General features: G+C 58.5%; 17 protein-coding genes. 7 read left to right on the top strand and 10 right to left on the bottom strand.

Translation table 11 applies throughout. The annotated features are described in order from the left end of the window. Window positions 1-101: 101 nt before the first annotated feature. The 6 genes from hemW to metX all read right to left on the bottom strand — a co-directional run bounded on the left by hemW (window position 102) and on the right by metX (window position 4,495). A complete protein-coding gene (gene hemW, locus ACQUQU_RS17280; RefSeq protein ID WP_430460955.1) occupies window positions 102-1,250 on the bottom strand; it encodes a radical SAM family heme chaperone HemW in 1,149 nt (382 codons plus the stop codon). A 13-nt stretch (window positions 1,251-1,263) separates the two neighbouring features. Then, the gene (locus ACQUQU_RS17275) at window positions 1,264-1,587 is read right to left on the bottom strand and encodes a hypothetical protein (RefSeq protein WP_430460954.1); all 324 of its coding nucleotides are present in this window, start codon (window positions 1,585-1,587) and stop codon (window positions 1,264-1,266) included. An 83-nt stretch (window positions 1,588-1,670) separates the two neighbouring features. Further along, a complete protein-coding gene (rdgB, locus tag ACQUQU_RS17270) occupies window positions 1,671-2,285 on the bottom strand; it encodes an RdgB/HAM1 family non-canonical purine NTP pyrophosphatase (protein WP_430460953.1) in 615 nt (204 codons plus the stop codon). 1 nt (window position 2,286) lies between these two features. Further along, a complete protein-coding gene (locus tag ACQUQU_RS17265; protein ID WP_430460952.1) occupies window positions 2,287-2,739 on the bottom strand; it encodes a DUF4426 domain-containing protein in 453 nt (150 codons plus the stop codon). A 2-nt stretch (window positions 2,740-2,741) separates the two neighbouring features. Further along, window positions 2,742-3,338, bottom strand: a complete 597-nt coding sequence (gene metW / locus ACQUQU_RS17260) for a methionine biosynthesis protein MetW (protein ID WP_430463051.1) — start codon at window positions 3,336-3,338, stop codon at window positions 2,742-2,744. After that, the gene (gene metX / locus ACQUQU_RS17255; protein WP_430460951.1) at window positions 3,338-4,495 is read right to left on the bottom strand and encodes a homoserine O-succinyltransferase MetX; all 1,158 of its coding nucleotides are present in this window, start codon (window positions 4,493-4,495) and stop codon (window positions 3,338-3,340) included. Before metX ends, metW begins: the two co-directional genes overlap by 1 nt. 329 nt (window positions 4,496-4,824) lie before the next feature. Between metX and ACQUQU_RS17250 the strand changes: the two genes are divergently transcribed. Next, window positions 4,825-6,417 (top strand): ATP-binding protein, encoded by a 1,593-nt coding sequence (locus ACQUQU_RS17250; RefSeq protein WP_430460950.1) that lies wholly within the window; start codon window positions 4,825-4,827, stop codon window positions 6,415-6,417. Window positions 6,418-6,499: 82 nt separating this feature from the next. On the opposite strand, the gene ACQUQU_RS17245 is transcribed toward ACQUQU_RS17250, so the two are convergent. Beyond that, the gene (locus tag ACQUQU_RS17245; protein ID WP_430460949.1) at window positions 6,500-7,723 is read right to left on the bottom strand and encodes a polyhydroxyalkanoate depolymerase; all 1,224 of its coding nucleotides are present in this window, start codon (window positions 7,721-7,723) and stop codon (window positions 6,500-6,502) included. Window positions 7,724-8,019: 296 nt separating this feature from the next. After that, entirely contained in the window at window positions 8,020-9,075 is a 1,056-nt protein-coding gene (locus ACQUQU_RS17240; protein ID WP_430460948.1) for an AraC family transcriptional regulator, read from the bottom strand. A 125-nt stretch (window positions 9,076-9,200) separates the two neighbouring features. Here ACQUQU_RS17240 and ACQUQU_RS17235 point away from each other — a divergent pair, with 125 nt between their 5' ends. Further along, window positions 9,201-9,566, top strand: a complete 366-nt coding sequence (locus tag ACQUQU_RS17235; protein WP_430460947.1) for an Mpo1-like protein — start codon at window positions 9,201-9,203, stop codon at window positions 9,564-9,566. A 90-nt stretch (window positions 9,567-9,656) separates the two neighbouring features. Here the strand turns inward: ACQUQU_RS17235 and ACQUQU_RS17230 are convergent, their stop codons facing one another. Then, window positions 9,657-11,567: a methyl-accepting chemotaxis protein gene (locus tag ACQUQU_RS17230; protein ID WP_430460946.1), complete on the bottom strand. Its 1,911-nt coding sequence runs from the start codon at window positions 11,565-11,567 to the stop codon at window positions 9,657-9,659. Window positions 11,568-11,893: 326 nt separating this feature from the next. Here ACQUQU_RS17230 and ACQUQU_RS17225 point away from each other — a divergent pair, with 326 nt between their 5' ends. Beyond that, window positions 11,894-13,522 carry an acyl-CoA synthetase gene (locus ACQUQU_RS17225; protein WP_430460945.1) on the top strand — a complete coding sequence of 543 codons (1,629 nt, stop codon included), beginning with the start codon at window positions 11,894-11,896 and terminating at the stop codon, window positions 13,520-13,522. A gap of 149 nt (window positions 13,523-13,671) precedes the next feature. Next, complete coding sequence (locus ACQUQU_RS17220; protein ID WP_430460944.1) at window positions 13,672-14,400, top strand: DUF481 domain-containing protein; 729 nt, start codon at window positions 13,672-13,674, stop codon at window positions 14,398-14,400. A 63-nt stretch (window positions 14,401-14,463) separates the two neighbouring features. Here the strand turns inward: ACQUQU_RS17220 and ACQUQU_RS17215 are convergent, their stop codons facing one another. Next, a complete protein-coding gene (locus ACQUQU_RS17215; protein ID WP_430460943.1) occupies window positions 14,464-15,207 on the bottom strand; it encodes a Spy/CpxP family protein refolding chaperone in 744 nt (247 codons plus the stop codon). Window positions 15,208-15,376: 169 nt separating this feature from the next. Between ACQUQU_RS17215 and smrA the strand changes: the two genes are divergently transcribed. From smrA to ACQUQU_RS17200, 3 genes are all read left to right on the top strand, one after another. Then, window positions 15,377-15,985 carry a DNA endonuclease SmrA gene (gene smrA / locus ACQUQU_RS17210; RefSeq protein ID WP_430460942.1) on the top strand — a complete coding sequence of 203 codons (609 nt, stop codon included), beginning with the start codon at window positions 15,377-15,379 and terminating at the stop codon, window positions 15,983-15,985. A 142-nt stretch (window positions 15,986-16,127) separates the two neighbouring features. Continuing rightward, the gene (locus ACQUQU_RS17205; RefSeq protein ID WP_430460941.1) at window positions 16,128-16,688 is read left to right on the top strand and encodes a DJ-1/PfpI family protein; all 561 of its coding nucleotides are present in this window, start codon (window positions 16,128-16,130) and stop codon (window positions 16,686-16,688) included. Between the two features lie 94 nt (window positions 16,689-16,782). Beyond that, window positions 16,783-17,118 (top strand): ribbon-helix-helix domain-containing protein, encoded by a 336-nt coding sequence (locus tag ACQUQU_RS17200; protein WP_430460940.1) that lies wholly within the window; start codon window positions 16,783-16,785, stop codon window positions 17,116-17,118. Window positions 17,119-17,192 lie beyond the last annotated feature (74 nt).

Here is a 17,192-nt window from a genome sequence, read left to right as displayed (position 1 = left end):
GCGGATAAAGACGGATGGCCGCAGAGGGGATTTAAAGGGGAGACCTCCCCTTTGACAAAACCCGGGGCAGGAACCCCAGCACTCAGCGCGTAATGACGCGCTTATTCTTCATCTGTCAGAAACAACGCCAGCAATTCATTCAGATATTGCTGACCCTTTTCAGTCGCATAAATCCGCCGGTCGACATTCAGCAACCCCAGCTGCTGCGCTTTGGCGATGGGTTCTGCCACATGCTCCAGCCGCAGGCCGGTGCGGGCTTCAAAATCCTCGACCGCCATACCATCGCGCAGACGCAGGGCGTTCATCAGGCATTCGAGTCCGATGTCCTCAGGCTCGATGCTTTGCTTACCGCTCAAGAAGGCTTTGTCGGGGTTTAAATAATCTTTCGGCATGCGCGTTTTCTGCGTGCGCAGAATCACATGAGCATCGGCCAGGGTAATTTTGCCGTGGGCGCCGGCGCCAATGCCTAAGTAGTCGCCGAACTGCCAGTAATTCACATTATGGCGGGCAGTCTTGCCCGGACGGGCGTGGGCGGAAATTTCGTAGTGCTCAAAGCCGTGTTCGGCGAGCAGTGCCAGACCCGCTTCCTGAATGTCCCACAGGTCGTCGTCCTGCGGTAATTTCGGCGGGTATTTATAGAATTCGGTGTTGGGCTCAATGGTGAGCTGGTACCACGACAGATGCGGCGGGTTAAAGCTCAGCGCGGTTTTCAGGTCGGCCAGCGCCTGTTCCACCGTCTGGCCCGGCAGGCCGTACATCAGGTCGAGGTTAAAATTATCGAAGCCGGCTTTGTTGGCGGCTTTAATGGCTTTCTGCGCCTGTGCCGTATCGTGAATGCGGCCCAGTGCTTTCAGGTGGTCGTCGTTAAAACTCTGAATACCCATCGACAGCCGGTTGATGCCCAGTTTGCGGTAAGCTGCGAACTTGTCAGCTTCAAAGGTCCCGGGGTTGGCTTCGAGGGTAATTTCAATGTCGTGGGCAAAGGTCAGCCGTTTTTTCAGACCGTCGAACAGCCGCTGGTACGCGGCTGCCGACAGCAGGCTGGGTGTTCCGCCGCCGATAAAAATACTGCGGATCTCGCGCTCCTGTACCCAGTGGCGGTCGGCATCGAGGTCGGCCAGCAGGGCATCCACATAGGCGTCTTCCGGTAGGTCGCCGTTTGCCTGATGGGAATTGAAGTCACAGTACGGGCACTTACGCACGCACCAGGGCACGTGGATGTAGAGGCTCAGTGGCGGTAACAGCAGCATGGTGTGTCCTGTATCAGGCGTCCGCCAGTTCCAGCACCTGTAACAGGCTTTCGGCTTTGGCGGCCCACTCGTTTTTATCGTGTGACAGACGGGTATTGTCTTTTTTCAGCTCGTCGTTGTCATGACGAATAAGTTGTAAATTACTTTCCAGGGCCAGACGGGCGGCATCGGCCTCGACCAGTGCGGCATTGGTGGCCGCCAGTTGTTGTTTCAGTGAGCTCACTTCTTCCTGAAAGCGGACCTGCTCGGCCTGCCAGTGTTTCTGATCGTGCTGCAGGCGCTCCATGCGGGCAATGGTGTCCATCAGTTTCTGTTCTAACTGCTCAAAAATATCCACGGTACTACGCCTTAACTTGCTGTGGTTTGGGTATAAAAAAACCCGTGCTGGGCACGGGCTTTAAGAAAAACGGGAAGCCCGGTTCAGGAACGCCAGCGCGCGAGCAGCTGCACAATGGCCTGCCCGCGATGCGATAACTGATTCTTGCGGTCTTTGCTGAGGCTGGCCGCGGCACAACCTTCGGACGGGACGAAAAACAGCGGATCGTAACCAAAGCCTTCGCTGCCTTCGGGCGCGGTCAGGATGCGGCCTTCCCAGCTGCCCTGAAACACCTGCGGCGTCGGGTCTTCGGCATGACGCATGTACACCAGCACACACTGAAAACGCGCCGTGCGCTGTGCTTCGGGCACGTCGTTCAGGGCGGCCAGTAACTTGGCGTTGTTGGCCGCGTCGCCGCTGCCGAAACCGTCGGCCGGTTTGGCGTAACGGGCGCTGTAGATGCCGGGTGCCCCGAGCAGCGCATCGACTTCCAGACCGGAGTCGTCGGCCAGTGCCGGCAGACCGGTCTGGGCACAGGCGTTGCGCGCTTTCAGGATGGCATTTTCGACGAAACTTAAGCCGGTTTCTTCGGCTTCGGTCACACCCAGCTCATTTTGTGAAATCAGTTCAATGTGCTGATCGGCGAAATGGGTGGCGAACAACTGCGCGAATTCACGCAGCTTGCCGGCGTTGCCGCTGGCGAGTACTAACTTGCTCATATCAGTCTTCGTAGAAACGCTGGTCGAACTTCACATCAAAGGTGCGGCTTTGGCCGTCTGGTGTGACTTTAAGTTCAATTTTGTAGATATCGAGTTCATCAAAGCGGAAGGTGCTGATGTAGTACACCGCGTCGCTTTCTTTGATTTCTTTGAATTCGAATTCTTTTTTCTGACCAATCAGGTTTTTCATGGTGCCGGTGACTTTACCTGTGGTCGACATCAGCACATCCGGCTGCCCGGTTTTTTTCAGAATGGATATATTCAGAAAACCGAGTGAGCGTGAACGGGTGATGCCATAGGCTTCGGCCACGTCCGGACTCAGGAAGCTGGAGTTGAGCCCGATGTAATGCACTTCGTAATCACCGAACACCTGCTTCTGCTCGCCCCGGTCGGCGTAGGCTGGCAGGGCCACCGCTGTAAAAAGAGCGAACAGGGTCATCAGCACTTTTTTCATGGTCACTTCCTCGTGATGTGATAAACGGCAATTTCACCCAGCATGGACGGCCACAGGCGGATCGTCCAGTGCTCTTTGTGTGCATCATCCACCACGGTGCGGTTGAGAATGCGGATGCCTTTTTCACGGCACAGCACTTCAAAATCGCGGAAGGTGCACATGTGGATGTTCGGCGTGTCGTACCAGTTGTACGGCAGCGTTTCGGACATCGGCATGCGGCCTTTCAGCAGCAGATAAAAACGCGTACGCCAGAAACCGAAATTCGGAAAGGTCACAATGGCTTCGTCACCGATGCGCAGCATTTCGTCGAGCAGCACATCCGGACGCTGCACAGCCTGCAGCGCCTGAGTCATGATCACGGTGTTCATGCTGTGGTCGGCGAAATTGCTCAGGCCTTTATCGAGGTTCTGTTCAACCACGTTAACGCCGTTACCGATGCAGGCGGTGATTTTGTCCGGATCAATTTCCAGACCATAGGCACGGCACTGTTTTTCTTCTTTCAGGTACTTGAGCAGCAGACCTTCGCCGCAACCCAGGTCGAGCACTTTGCTGCCCGGCTTTACCCATTGCTGAATAATTTTCAGATCGTCGCGCAGCATCATGCGGCACCTCCGGCAACAGCGGCCGCCACGCCTTTCATGTACGCCTCAAAAATCTGCATATAACGCGGAATCGGTAACAGGAAAGCATCATGACCGCTTTCGGATTCCACACAGGCGTAGCTCACGTCTTTGTCGGCCTGCACCAGCGCATTGACGATTTCTTCGGAACGGGCCGGGCTGAAACGCCAGTCGGTGGTGAACGACACCAGCAGGAAACGGCACTGGGCGCGGCTCACGCATTTCACCAGATCACTGTCGAAATCGGCGGACGGATCAAAATAATCCAGCGCTTTGGTCATCAGCATGTAGGTGTTGGCGTCGAACCAGCTGCTGAATTTTTCGCCCTGATAATGCAGGTAACTTTCGACCTCAAATTCCGGCGCAAAGCTGTAGCTGATTTTGCCTTCTTTCAGTTCACGGCCGAATTTCTGGCGCATGGCGTCGTCGGACAGATAGGTCAGGTGACCCAGCATGCGCGCCTGCATCAGGCCGGCTTTCGGCACCACACCAAAATCGTGGTAATGGCCATTGTGGAAATCCGGGTCTTTCACGATTGCCTGACGTGCCACTTCGTTGAAGGCGATGTTCTGCGCCGACAGTTTGGGCGCCGAGGCAATAATCACCGCGTTGGCGATGCGTTCCGGATACTGAATCGACCAGCGCAGCACCTGCATGCCGCCCAGTGAACCGCCCACCACGGCCGCCCACTGCTGAATGCCTAAGCGGTCGGCCAGACGCGCCTGACTGGTCACCCAGTCGCGCACCGCCACAATCGGGAAATCCGGGCCGTACACTTTGCCGGTTTCCGGATTGATGCTGGTCGGACCGGTCGAACCGGCGCAGCCGCCGAGGTTATTCAGGGCGACCACAAAAAAGCGGTTGGTATCAATCGGCTTGCCCGGACCAATGGCACTGTCCCACCAGCCCGGCTTTTTGTCGGCCATGCTGTGGTAACCGGCCGCGTGATGATCGCCGCTTAAGGCGTGACAGATCAGCACCGCGTTGGATTTATCGGCGTTTAAGGTGCCGTAGGTTTCGACCATCAGGTCGTATTGCGGCAGAACACGGCCGCTGCGCAGCGTCAGCGGCTCGTCAAAATGCAGTAACTGGGGAGTAACCAGACCGACGGAATCGTCGGGAATAACATCCGGCATGAGTGCTTGCTTCCCGCTCAGAAAACTCGTGAAAACGCGTCAGGCGTTAAAGCGCCGAAGTGTATCAGGCTTGCGGGCGGATAGCAGCAGCACCCGCACGGCGCTGCACCGCTTTGGGGCTTTGCCCTCAGGCACCCGGCGGTAGCAGAAATGGGTAGTAGACATTCCGGGCAGACTCACACTTTCTTACCAAAAACTGACAGCTCTGCTCTGGAATTTGAACGCCGCAACGCGGATAACGCCTATACACCCAAAGCGTATAAGGCTAAGGTTTCTGTGATCACATCATGGACCCGATGGCCCCCGGCAAGGAATCGCAGGAAGCAGCTATGACCACCACTGAACGCTCAGATCAGGACCTTGTCCGCGACCATATGTTGTCGCAGATCTGGCAGAACTCGCCCGACAATATGTTCATCATGCGTCCCGGTAAGGACGACTTTTACATGGTGAATGCCAACCTCGCCGAGCGCACGAGTTTTGAGCTGATTTCCGGACTTGCCAAAGACACCCCGCTGCGCAGCCTGCTGCCCGCCGACGTGTACGAACAGGTAAGCGCCCGTTACCGCCGCTGCATGGCCCTGAAAGCACCGATCACCTACGAAGAATCCGAAACCATTACCCAGCACGACGGACGCACCACCTGGTGGAGCACGATTCTGTCGCCCATCATCGGCCGCGATGGTGAGGTGAAATTTCTGTTCGGTATTTCGCGCAATATCACCTCGTTAAAAGACGCCCAGCTGGCGGCGGAATCGGCCAACGATATCAAGGCCGCGATTCTGGCCAACCTCAGCCACGAAATGCGCACGCCGCTGAACGCCATCATGGGCGCGGCAGAGCTGATGAAAAACGCAGACGCCAGCGAAAACGTCGCGGCGCGCAACGAACTGTGTGACCTGATTCTGCAGGCCTCAGGCACGCTGGTGCGCCAGACCGGCGACATTCTCGATTACGCACGCCTCGACAGCGGCACCCTGACGCTGGTGAACGAACCATTCTCACTGCGGCAGGTGTGCGATTCGGTCGTGCGCATGGTGGCGTCAGTGGCAAGCCAGAAAGGCATTCTGCTGACCCAGACCATGGACGAAGCACTGCCCGATACGGTCATCGGCGACGGCGGCCGTTTACAGCAAATTCTGCTGAATCTGCTCAACAACGCGGTGAAGTTTACCCACGACGGTGAAGTGAATCTGAGCGTGATGCAGGACAACCGCATGGACTCTGCCTGCACCCTGCGCTTTGCTATCCGCGATACCGGCATCGGCATTCATCAGGACGATTTACCGCGCCTGTTCCGCCCCTTCAGCCAGCTCGATCATTCATCCACCCGCCGTTACGGCGGCACCGGTCTGGGGCTGGCCATCTGCCGCGATCTGGTAAAAGCCAAGCACGGCGATATCCGCGTGGTCAGCGAGCCGGGCAAAGGCTCGACCTTTGAAGTCGTGCTGACCTACACCGCCACACTGCCGCAGCCCGCCAGCGACGACGTGCCAGCGGAAGCAACGCGCCTGCCGCCGGGTACCGCCGTTCTGGTGGCCGAAGACCATCCGACCAATCAGCTGATTGTGCGCAAAATTCTCGAGCGCGCCGGGGCTCAGGTGGTAACCGCCAACAACGGCGAAGAAGCGCTGGCACTGTGCCGGGCGCAGAATTTTGATCTGATTCTGATGGACTGGCACATGCCGGTCATGGACGGTCTGCAGGCCACCCGCAGCATACGTGCGCTGGGGCCGGTGATGGCCAGCGTGCCGATTCTGGGCCTGACCGCCAGCACCCTTGATACCGACCGCGAGCAGTGTCTGGATTCGGGCATGACCGAGGTGCTGCTGAAGCCGGTGAAGCCCGATGATCTGGTGGATTCGGTCGCCCGTTTTGCCACGCGCAAACCCTCAGACCTGATGTTCAGCGACCCGATGTGATTTACGCAGCCTTGTGTCATAAACCCGCAGACATAAAAAAGCGCCTTTTACGGCGCTTTTTTTATGCAGCGAACCTGAACCTTCAGCCGCTGTTTTTCTGCATAAATGCCCGCACTTTCGGGGCGATGCTTTCGCGGAATTTACGGCCGTTAAAAATACCGTAATGGCCCACGCCTTCTTCTTCCAGATGCTGTTTTTTTCCTTTCGGAATACCGCCGCATAATTCCAGCGCACAGGCGGTCTGGCCACGACCCGTGATGTCGTCAAGCTCACCTTCGACTGTCATCAGCGCCATGGATTTAATCGCCTTCAGGTCGATTTTTTCGCCACGGTATTCAATTTCACCGCGCGGCAGCTGATGCTCAAGGAACACCCGGCGGATGGTATCCAGATAATACTGGGCCGGCATATCCATCACCGCCAGATACTCGTTGTAGAACTGGCGATGAGCCTCGGCGCTGTCGCCGTCGCCTTTGATCAGATCGTTAAAGAATTTGAAGTGCTTGCTGATGTGGGTGTCCATGTTCATCGACATAAAACCGGACAACTGCACAAAGCCCGGGTACACCAGCTGGCCACGGCCTTTAAAACCGCGCGGCACACGCATGATCACGTTTTCTTCAAACCACTCCAGATCGCGGCCTGAGGCGTAATCGTTAACCTCGGTCGGACTGATGCGGGTATCCACCGGGCCGCCCATCAGGGTCATGCTTTTCGGCAGATTCGGGTTGTCGTGCATGGCCATGTAGCCTGCAGCCACCAGCGCCGGTACACACGGCTGACACACGGCCAGTACGTGGGTATCCGGGCCCAGACTGCCCATAAAATCGATCAGATAATCGACGTAATCGTTAAAGCTGAACCCGCCGTCGGCCATCGGCACATCACGGGCGTTGCGCCATTCGGTGATGTACACCTCGTGGTCGGTCATGAATTCGCGCACCGTGCCACGCAGCAGGGTGGCGAAGTGGCCGGACAGCGGCGCCATGATCAGCAGCTTGGGTTGTTTCAGACCACGGGTACGGCGGCGGAAATGCAGCAGGTCGCAGTAGGGTTTGTGCATCACCACGTCGTAACTGATGGCAATTTCACGTCCGTCAATTTCGGTGGAGTCGAGTTCCCACGCCGGCTGCTCGTAGTAATCGGTGAGGCGTTCGGTGAGTTCCAGCGAAGCGCGGATGGTGCGGAACATCCAGCTGGTGTTCAGCGGATTCCATGGCTGATAGAACATCTGGCGGGTATGACGCGCCGCCACGTGCACCGGGCGCATGGCTTCCATGATCTGGGCATTCAGTTTATAGAGCATGGGATTTCCCTCCCTTTCCGCCTGCGCGGTGGTGACAATGATTGCTCTTGAGATCGTTATTATGCAGTCCAGCCTAGCAGAAAAGGCCGCCCCGCGAGCGGTGGCATGCAGGCCGTTTGTCCGCTTGGGAAGGCGTGATCAGACACTATCCTGAAGGCAGGCGGCGCCAGCCATAGCCTGATCAGCCGATATCCGTGGGCTTTGTGCCAATCCCGTGATGGTCTTGATTCAGTTTTAACAAAGGCCTCTGACCCGAATATGACAGTGCAGACCCAATACCTATCACCTGAGCCTTGTTAAAACGACTGACGCCGCCACTGGCCGGGTGTCATGCCGAACCAGCGGCGGAAGGCGCGCTGAAAATTACTCTGCTCCTGATACCCCAGCCTCAGGGCGATTTCATTCAGCCCCACACCCTGCGCCAGCAAACGCAACGCCAGCTGCTGACGCGTGTCTTCCAGCAGCGAACGGAACGATTCGCCATGCACGCGCAACCGGCGTTGCAGGGTGCTGACACTCACGCCCAGACAGCGGGCCACCCATTCGCGGTCGGGCTCGCCCAGCTGCAGCGCCTGTTCGAGCCAATACCGGATGTGCGCCATGGCTTTCTGTTCGCGCAGTGCGGCCATGGCCTGTGCCGCGGCGCGGTCGTGTTCGCTGCCCCGCACCTGCGCCTGCAATGGCGTCGCCAGCAAGGCCGCACTTAAGCTCAGGGTATCAGCGCGGGCGGCAAAACCGACCGGCTGTCCGAACCACTGTGTCCAGGGTTCCGTCTGCGCCGGGGCCGGGCGGCGCATGGTGACGGTCAGAGCCAGCGGCCGTTCAGGCAGCAACCAGTGCAGCACACCGGCAATGGCCACCAGCGCTGTCTGCACCGACAGATCGGGCACAGGTTGGCCCGGCTGCACACGGATCATCAGCCCGCCATCCTGCTCGCTCACCCGCAGCACCAGCGCCTCGCCGATCAGCTGGTGAAAACGCAGCAGGCGCTCCACCGCCTGACGGACATTTGTGCTCGAGCGCAGGGCGTAGCTGATGACCGGCGCCTGGGCCGGGTCGAAACCGCGGCCGATCTGCAGCGCCAGATCATCACCGCCATAGGCCTGTTGCATGCTTTGCCACAACGCTGTGATCTGCGCCTGCGGCAGGCGCAGCTGAGGGTCTGCCAGCGCTGATTCCGCCTGTTGCCCATCGTCGAACCCGGCGGCCGCGAGCAACCCATTGGACGGCAGATTCAGATGCGCCGCACCGCGCAGCAACAGGCGCACCCAGGCGCCGGAGGTGGTGGCCAGCTCAGGCCGCGGCAGTGGCCGCGAAGCGTTTGTGGCGTTCTGTTCAGGGGGATTCGTCATGACCCGATATGATCATAAGTTGACCCGAAATGCCAATCCAGCAGCCGGCCTGCGGGGTAGTCTGAAGGTCTCAACGCATGTCATAACAATAACGATTGCGCCACCGGCGCAAACCGAGGTGCTCAATGAATCCGTCTGTTAACGCTGCTGATAACCGCCCTGCGGCCATGAAAACCGAGGGCTTTACCTCGTTCGCGGAGTTCTACCCGTTTTATCTGGGCGAGCATGCTCACCCGGTGTGCCGCGCCCTGCACTATCTGGGCAGTATCAGCGCCCTGTCGTTGCTGATCTATCTGCTGGTCAGCGCCCAGTTTGCACTACTGCCGCTGGTGCTGGTTGCCGGTTACGGTCCGGCCTGGATCGGTCACTTTTTTATCGAACACAACCGCCCGGCGACGTTCAAATATCCGCTGTGGAGCTTTATGGGTGACTGGGTGATGCTGAGCGATTTTCTGCGTGGCCGCCTGCAGCAGAAGATGCCGCGTCACTGAGCCTGAGTGGCTGCCGCATCAGCGGCAACGCCAATAAAAAAGGGCTGCCGACCCGTCAGGTCAGCAGCCCTTTTGCTTTTTGCGAAAGCATCAGACCTTAAACTGCCGCATCTCCTGCGCCAGTTGCTGCGCCAGCTTCGCCAGCGCCTGCACTTCACGCTGACACACGGTCAGCCCGTCGCTGGAACGGCTGCTCAGCTCGGCAATGTTCTGCACGTTGCGGCTGATATCTTCGGTGACCGAGCTTTGTTCCTCGGTCGCGGTGGCTACCTGATGGCTCAGCCCCACCACGTCGCTCACGTTCTCGCTGATGCTGGTTAACGCTTCGCCCATGCGTTCGGCGGCGGCAACGGTTTCACCGGTCGCACCGGCACCGGCTTCCATGGCTTTCACCGCGCGCTGCGAGCCTTTCTGCAGACGGTCGATAATGCCCTCAATTTCACTGGTGGATTCCTGCGTACGGCGCGCCAGATTGCGCACTTCATCGGCCACCACAGCGAAACCACGGCCGTGTTCACCGGCCCGGGCGGCCTCAATTGCCGCATTCAGCGCCAGCAGGTTGGTCTGCTCAGAAATGGCGCTGATCACCTGAATCACCTGACCTATGTCGTTCACCTGCTGAGCCAGCTGACTGATGGCGTCGGCGGATTCGCGGATGTCGTCCGACATGCTGTTCACCTGGGTCACCGAACGCTCCATATCGCCACGGATACGGCCGGCATCCTGCCCCACGTTTTCCAGCTTGTGCGCGGTTTCGGTGGCGTTGCGCGCCACTTCCTGCACCGTGGCTTCCATCTCGTAAATCGCCGTGGCAACCGAGTCGGTGAGCTTGCTCTGCTCAGACGCCCAGCTGTGGTTGGTGGTCACTACTTCTTCAATCTGTTCGCTGTAGGTTTTGACCGATTCGGCGGTGCCCAGAATGCCGCTGATCATGCGCCCCTGCGAATCCATAAAATCGTTGAAGCCCCGCGCCAGCTGGCCGAGTTCGTCATTGCTCTCGGCGCGCAGACGCTGCGTCAGGTCGCCACCACCCTGACCTATGCTGATCAGGGCCGCGGTGACGCGGCGCAGCGGCGCAGTCATGCGGTCGGCCAGCAAGGCAATCAGGCCGAGGAAAACCACCGCCACAACGATGCCGATGATGGCGAACATCAGGGTAGAACGGCGCAGGGTGCCGTAGATTTCGTCACGCGGCACCTCGACCACCAGGTGCCAGTCGACCTCGTCGAGCGCCATGGCTGCGGCCAGCATCGGCTTACCGTTGCGGCTGAATTCGACCAGTTTATCCGGGCCGGACTTCATCAGAATGGCCGCCTGTTCCGGCGGTACGTTGGCGGCAAAATCGGTGCGCGACAGTTTCAGATCCGGGTGAATCAGAATCTGGCCACGGTCATTCACCAGATAAACAATGCCGGTCTCGGCAAAGCGGAACTGGCGGATACGGTCGGCCATCTGCTGCAAGCCGATGCCCAGACCACTGATGCCCAGCGGCTTGCCATTGCGCTCGATGAGAATATTGATGAACAGCGTCGGCTTGCCGCTGCTTTTGTCCACATCCAGCTCCAGCGCTTTCTTAATGCCTTTGTTCATAAAGCCGAAAAACCAGCCGTCACGCTCCGGCGTGACCACCCGGTCGATGCCTTTCTGGGTGTAATACTTGTGCGACAATGCCGACACAAAATGCGCACTGTCGGCTTTTTGCCGGCGCGCAATCGCACCCAGATATTCCTGGTTCAGCGGCCACTCGTCGGCGGGTTCACCGCGTTCAATCCAGTTCTGCAGAATGGCGTTGTCGGCAATCAGCTCGGACGCCGTGATACCGCCTTTCAGGTCGCGTTCCACTTCCTTACCAATGGCCTTTACGTTGGCCGGCAGGGCAGACCCCAGCCAGTACGTTTCCAGCTGCTGGCGGCTTTGCCAGATGCTGATGCCCACCACCAGGGCAAGGCTTAACAGCAGGGCAGCGCCCATGCTGATCATGAGTTTCTGACGGATGGTCATCCGCGTTCTCCTGAGTTTTCGCTAATACTGCTTAAAGCTTAGCCCTGAAGTCGGATATTCACCGTGAAACGACAAGACATAATGCGACAGACAGGGAAGTGTAGCGCCAGCGACTGCACTCATCTGACTCATGCCGGCCGCGCACAAGGCTGATGACCAACATCCGTATTACGTAGAACTACGTATCCATTACTACCTAGGTCGGATTCCCCGGCTTCCGGAACCGTCTTCTAATGCGCCCCCTCAGACGCTGGCCCGTTTTACCGTGCCGGCCAAGGTTCCGGATGTACCGCACCGCCGGTGCACGGTCTGCAACAGGGGGTTTTATGCAGCATTACAACATCTATGAAATGGGTCTGGATCAGAACCCGGCCAACTACACTGCACTGTCACCAATCAGCTATCTGCAACGGGCCGCCTTCGTGTACCCACAGCGCGTCGCGCAGGTACACCAGACCACCCGTTACACCTGGGCTGAAACCTACGAGCGCTGCGTGCGTCTGGCGTCGGCACTGAACGGCATGGGCATTGGCAAAGGCGATACCGTGTCGTTCCTGTGCGCCAACATCCCACCCATGTTTGAAGCGCATTTCGGCGTACCTATGTCGGGCGCTGTACTGAACGCCATCAACACCCGCTTAGACGCCGAAGCCATCGCCTTTATTCTGCAGCACGCCGAAGCCAAGGTGCTGTTTGTTGACCGTGAATTTGGCGAAGTCGCCGAGCGCGCGCTGAAACAACTGGCGGTAAAACCGACCATCATCGGCATCGACGACGCCTTCTACGACGGCGGCAAACTGCTGGGCGAGAAAACCTACGAACAGGTGCTCGACAGCGCCAGCGCCGACTTCGACTGGGCACTTCCGGCCAACGAGTGGGACGCCATCACCCTGAACTACACCTCAGGCACCACAGGCAACCCGAAGGGTGTGGTGTATCACCACCGCGGTGCTTACCTGAACGCCGCCAACAACATCGTGTCCTGGGACATGGGCAAGCACCCGGTTTACCTGTGGATTCTGCCACTGTTCCACTGCAACGGCTGGTGTTTCCCATGGACCATCGCCGCGGCAGCCGGGGTCAGCGTATCCCTGCGCCACGTACGCGCCGATGCCATTTTCGACGCCATTAAAACCGAGAAAGTCAGCCACTTCTGCGGCGCGCCGATCGTGCTGAACATGCTCAACAATGCCCCGGCCGAGATGAAATCCGGCATCGAACATTCCGTGAATGCCATGGTGGCCGGCGCCGCGCCACCAGCCGCTGTGATCGAAGGCATGGAACGTATGGGCTTCAACGTGACCCACGTATACGGTCTGACCGAAACCTACGGTCCGTGTGTGGTGTGTGAATGGAAAGACGAGTGGGCGGGCAAAGAGCTGAGCGCAAAAGCCGCACTGAAAGCCCGTCAGGGTGTGAAGAGCCCGATGCAGGAAGACCTGATGGTGGCCGACCCGGACACTATGCAGCCGGTACCACGCGACGGTGAAACCATCGGCGAGATCTACATCCGCGGCAACATCGTCATGAAGGGTTACCTGAAAAACCCGCGCGCCAGTGAAGAAGCCTTCAGCGGCGATTGGTTCCACACCGGCGACCTCGCGGTATGGCACGAAGACGGCTACATCGAAATCAAAGACCGCTCGAAAGACATCATCATTTCCGGTGGTGAGAACATCTCCTCCATTGAGGTGGAAGATGTGCTCTACCGTCACCCGGACATTGAAGAAGCGGCCGTGGTTGCCAAGCCGGACGACAAGTGGGGCGAAACCCCGTGCGCCTTTATCAAACTGAAGAGCGGTGCCTACGCCGAAGAAAAAGAAATCATCGATTTCTGCCGCGCCAACATGGCCCACTTCAAGATTCCGCGCCACGTGGTATTCGGTGAATTACCGAAAACGTCCACCGGTAAAATTCAGAAATTTATTCTGCGCGAAAAAGCACGCGAATCCTGATCCGCAGTCCATCAGGATCCCCACCTCGGCCCGGCATTTGCCGGGCCTTTTTTATGGCGCTTTTAAGACCCGTCAGCGGTACTTAACTTGAACCTGTCATCTGTGGCGGTTAGGCTGGCCGCTGTTTTCTGCAATCCGGGGAGTTCAGGATGCACCGTCCGTTACTGCTGTCCGCCCTGCTGCTGCCAGCACTGGTGGCGCAGGCCGAAGAGTCTGACGTAACCGCTTCAGACATCAATACCTGGAAAGGCTCAGCCGAACTGGGTTCTATCCGCACCACAGGTAATACCGACACCTCCAGCCTGAACGCGAAATTCGGCGTGTTTCATAAAGGTCTGCGCTGGGATTCAGGCCTGAAACTGGAAGCGCTGACCAGTCAGGAAGACGATGTCACCTCGAAAGAAAAATACGCCGCGGCCCTCCAGCTCAACCGTAATTTCGCCGAGAACCACTACCTCGCGTTGCTGGCCGAATACGAAGACGACCGCTTCAGTGGCTACGAATACCAGTCGCTGGTCTCCGCCGGTTACGGTTACCGTGCCATTCACGAGCAGGACATGGCCCTCGACCTCGAAGCCGGTCCGGGTTACCGCTACGACCGACTCGATGAAGGCGGTGTGATTGAAGAAGGCGCCGTGCTGCGTCTGGCCGCCAAGTTTTTCTGGACCATCCGCGAAGGCGTGGAATTCGGCCAGCTGGTCTCCATGGACGACGGCGCCGAGAGCACCGTGTGGAAATCGGAAACCGGTCTGAAAAGTCAGATCAACGGCAGTCTGGCCACCAAACTGACCTACAAGGTCAAGCACACCAGCGACGTACCGGAAGACAGCAAAAACACCGATACCGAATTCGGTGTGACGCTGGTGTACAGCTTCTGACAGCAAGACACGCGCATAAAAAAGCCGGGAATTTCCCGGCTTTTTTATGGCTGATTCAGACGCTTATTTATCGCAGTCGTCATCATCGTGATGATCGTGACCTTTGCCATCGCGGTGATCGTCTTTACCGCCTTTGCGGTCGTCTTTATGACCGTCACGCGGGCCGTCCATAGGGCCATCATGCGGGGCACCCATCGGGCCCGACATAGGACCGGCGAACGGGCCGTCGCCATCCGGGTGATGGAATTTACCCATCTGATGTTCTTTCATTTTTGACCATTTTTCCGACTGCTCGGCGGTCAGCACCGACTGCACCGCAGCGTCGAAATCTTTCATCGCCGAATCGCGCTGTTCTTTGTCCAGCGGCCATTCGTAGTCGGTCTTCAGATCGGCCACTTTCTTCTGCAGGGCGTCTTTCTGTTGGTCGTCCAGTTTCAGTTCACGACCGAGCTGACGGGCCAGCTTGCGCTGCATTTTGGCGTGCTGGTCGCGCATCAGTTCCTGTGCTTTGCCCTGCTGTTCCGGGGTCAGTACGGCGTGAATGTCGTCGCGCATCTGACGCATTAGCTCACCGGCCTGCTCGCGCTTTTCCGATGGTTTAATGTCCGCCTGACGCAGGTCACGCAGTTTGTCGTGGTAGTTATCTTCGATGCTGTCGATCTGATCTTCCTGAGCATCGGTCAGACTCAGTTCGTCTTCCCAGTCGATCTCGCGGTGTTTGCCGTCGAAGGCCCAGGCCTGTGCCGTGGTCAGCACCAGAGCGCAGGCAGCGGCGCTCAGAACAGAGGTCATGCGCTTAATATTCATGGGTGAAATCCTCGGGTGGAACCATTCATTGTTGATGGAATCCAGTGTATTCATTAGCCGGCGCAAGTTGTGTCCGCCATTGCAAAGAAGTGTCACACCGGACGGCGCGGAAGACGCGCAGTGTCAGATTTCGGTATGATTTGCGTCAGCAGAAGGTAAACCGAGCACTATGAGCCAGAATTCCGGACCCCAGAACGATCAGAGCGACGACCTGTTTCTGCAGGAAATGCAGGGCGTAAAACCGCTGCAAACGCCGGCCAAAGTCGAGCTGCGCAAAGGCGATATCGACAAGGTATCGGCCGCGGCCCGGCGTCTGGCCGCCACCGACGAAGCGGTGCGCACGGACCCCAATTTCCTGCGCACCAGCGAGGTTAAACGCGTTGGCCCGCACGACGTGCTCGGTTTCAAACGGCCGGGCATTCAGGATGGCGTGTTCCGCAAGCTCAGGCTCGGCAAGTACGAGATCGAAGCCCGTCTCGACCTGCACCGCCGCACGGTCGAAGAAGCCCGCCGCGAAGTGTTCCGCTTTGTCGCCGACGCCATGGAACACGACATCCGCAGCGTGCTGATTCTGCCCGGCAAAGGCGACCGCAACGTCGCCGACCCGGCGCTGCTGAAAAGCTATCTGGTGCACTGGCTGGAAGAACTGGACGACGTGCAGGCCTTTCATACCGCGCAACCGCATCACGGCGGTTCGGGTGCTTTCTACGTGCTGCTGCGCAAGAGCGAGCACAAAAAGCAGCTGGCGCGCGAGCAATTCTCGAAAGGACGGCTCTGAGCCCAAAGCCCGTCTGACCCCGGCCGCAGAGCAGGGCGATTCATGCCAGAATCGCCCGATCCGCCTCTGTAGTAATCCGTTGTTACCCACTCACCACTGACCTTACCCAGAATCCGTCCACACACAACACGAGGACAGGAACATGGCCAAGGTACTCATCATTGCCGGCGATTACGTCGAAGACTACGAACTCATGGTGCCGTTTCAGGCACTGCAGATGGTGGGCCACAGCGTGGCCGCCGTTTGCCCGGACAAAGCCGCCGGCAGCAGCATCCGCACCGCGATTCACGATTTTGAAGGCGACCAGACCTACAGCGAAAAGCCGGGGCATAACTTTGTACTGAACGCCGATTTCGCCGACGTGAAAGGCGAAGACTTCGACGCCCTGCTGATCCCGGGCGGCCGTGCGCCGGAATACCTGCGCCTGAACCCGAAAGTGATTGCGCTGGTGAAACACTTTGCCGAAGCCGGTAAGCCGATTGCGGCGGTGTGCCACGGAGCCCAACTGCTGGCCGCCGCCAACGTGATCCGCGAACGCCGCATTTCGGCCTACCCGGCCTGCGCGCCGGAAGTGACCCTGGCCGGCGGTCTGTACGCCGACATCGCGGTGACCGACGCCATGACCGACGGCAACCTAGTGACCGCACCGGCCTGGCCAGCGCATCCGGCATGGCTGGCGCAGTTCAACGCCCTGCTGAAATAAACCGGCGGGCATTTCTGTCGGCCACGCCGCCGGGCTGTTACTGTCCGGCGGCGCAGCCCATAATGCTCCTGACCCCAGACTCAGGAGGCCTGCCATGTGTGAAATTTATTCCGCTGCTGAACCCGAACTGTTCGAACTGAAAAGCCGTTCCATCCGCATCGACGGCGTGGTCACCAGCATCCGGCTGGAGGCGATCTTCTGGCAGTTGCTGGAGCAGATTGCCGAAGAAGCGGATCTGACGCTGGGCACCTTCATTACCCGCATTTACCGCGAAGTGCTGGAGCGCCGGGGCGAAACCGGTAACTTCACCTCGCTGCTGCGCGTGGCCTGCACCACGCATCTGAATCAGGGCCAGCGCCTGACGCTGAAAGACAGCCCGTATCAGGACACCATTACGGACAATCAGGAGCCGGCGCGTCGGGCTTCCTGATATTCATCAATGTGTCAGGCGCGCGGATCATAGTAAAAAGCCGTTACTGAATCCGCGCTAAACCTTCTCCGGTC

This window comes from Thalassolituus sp. LLYu03 (genome assembly GCF_050507655.1).
Lineage (GTDB): Bacteria > Pseudomonadota > Gammaproteobacteria > Pseudomonadales > Oceanobacteraceae > Venatoribacter.
This window is presented reverse-complemented; position numbering and strand designations above follow the sequence as displayed.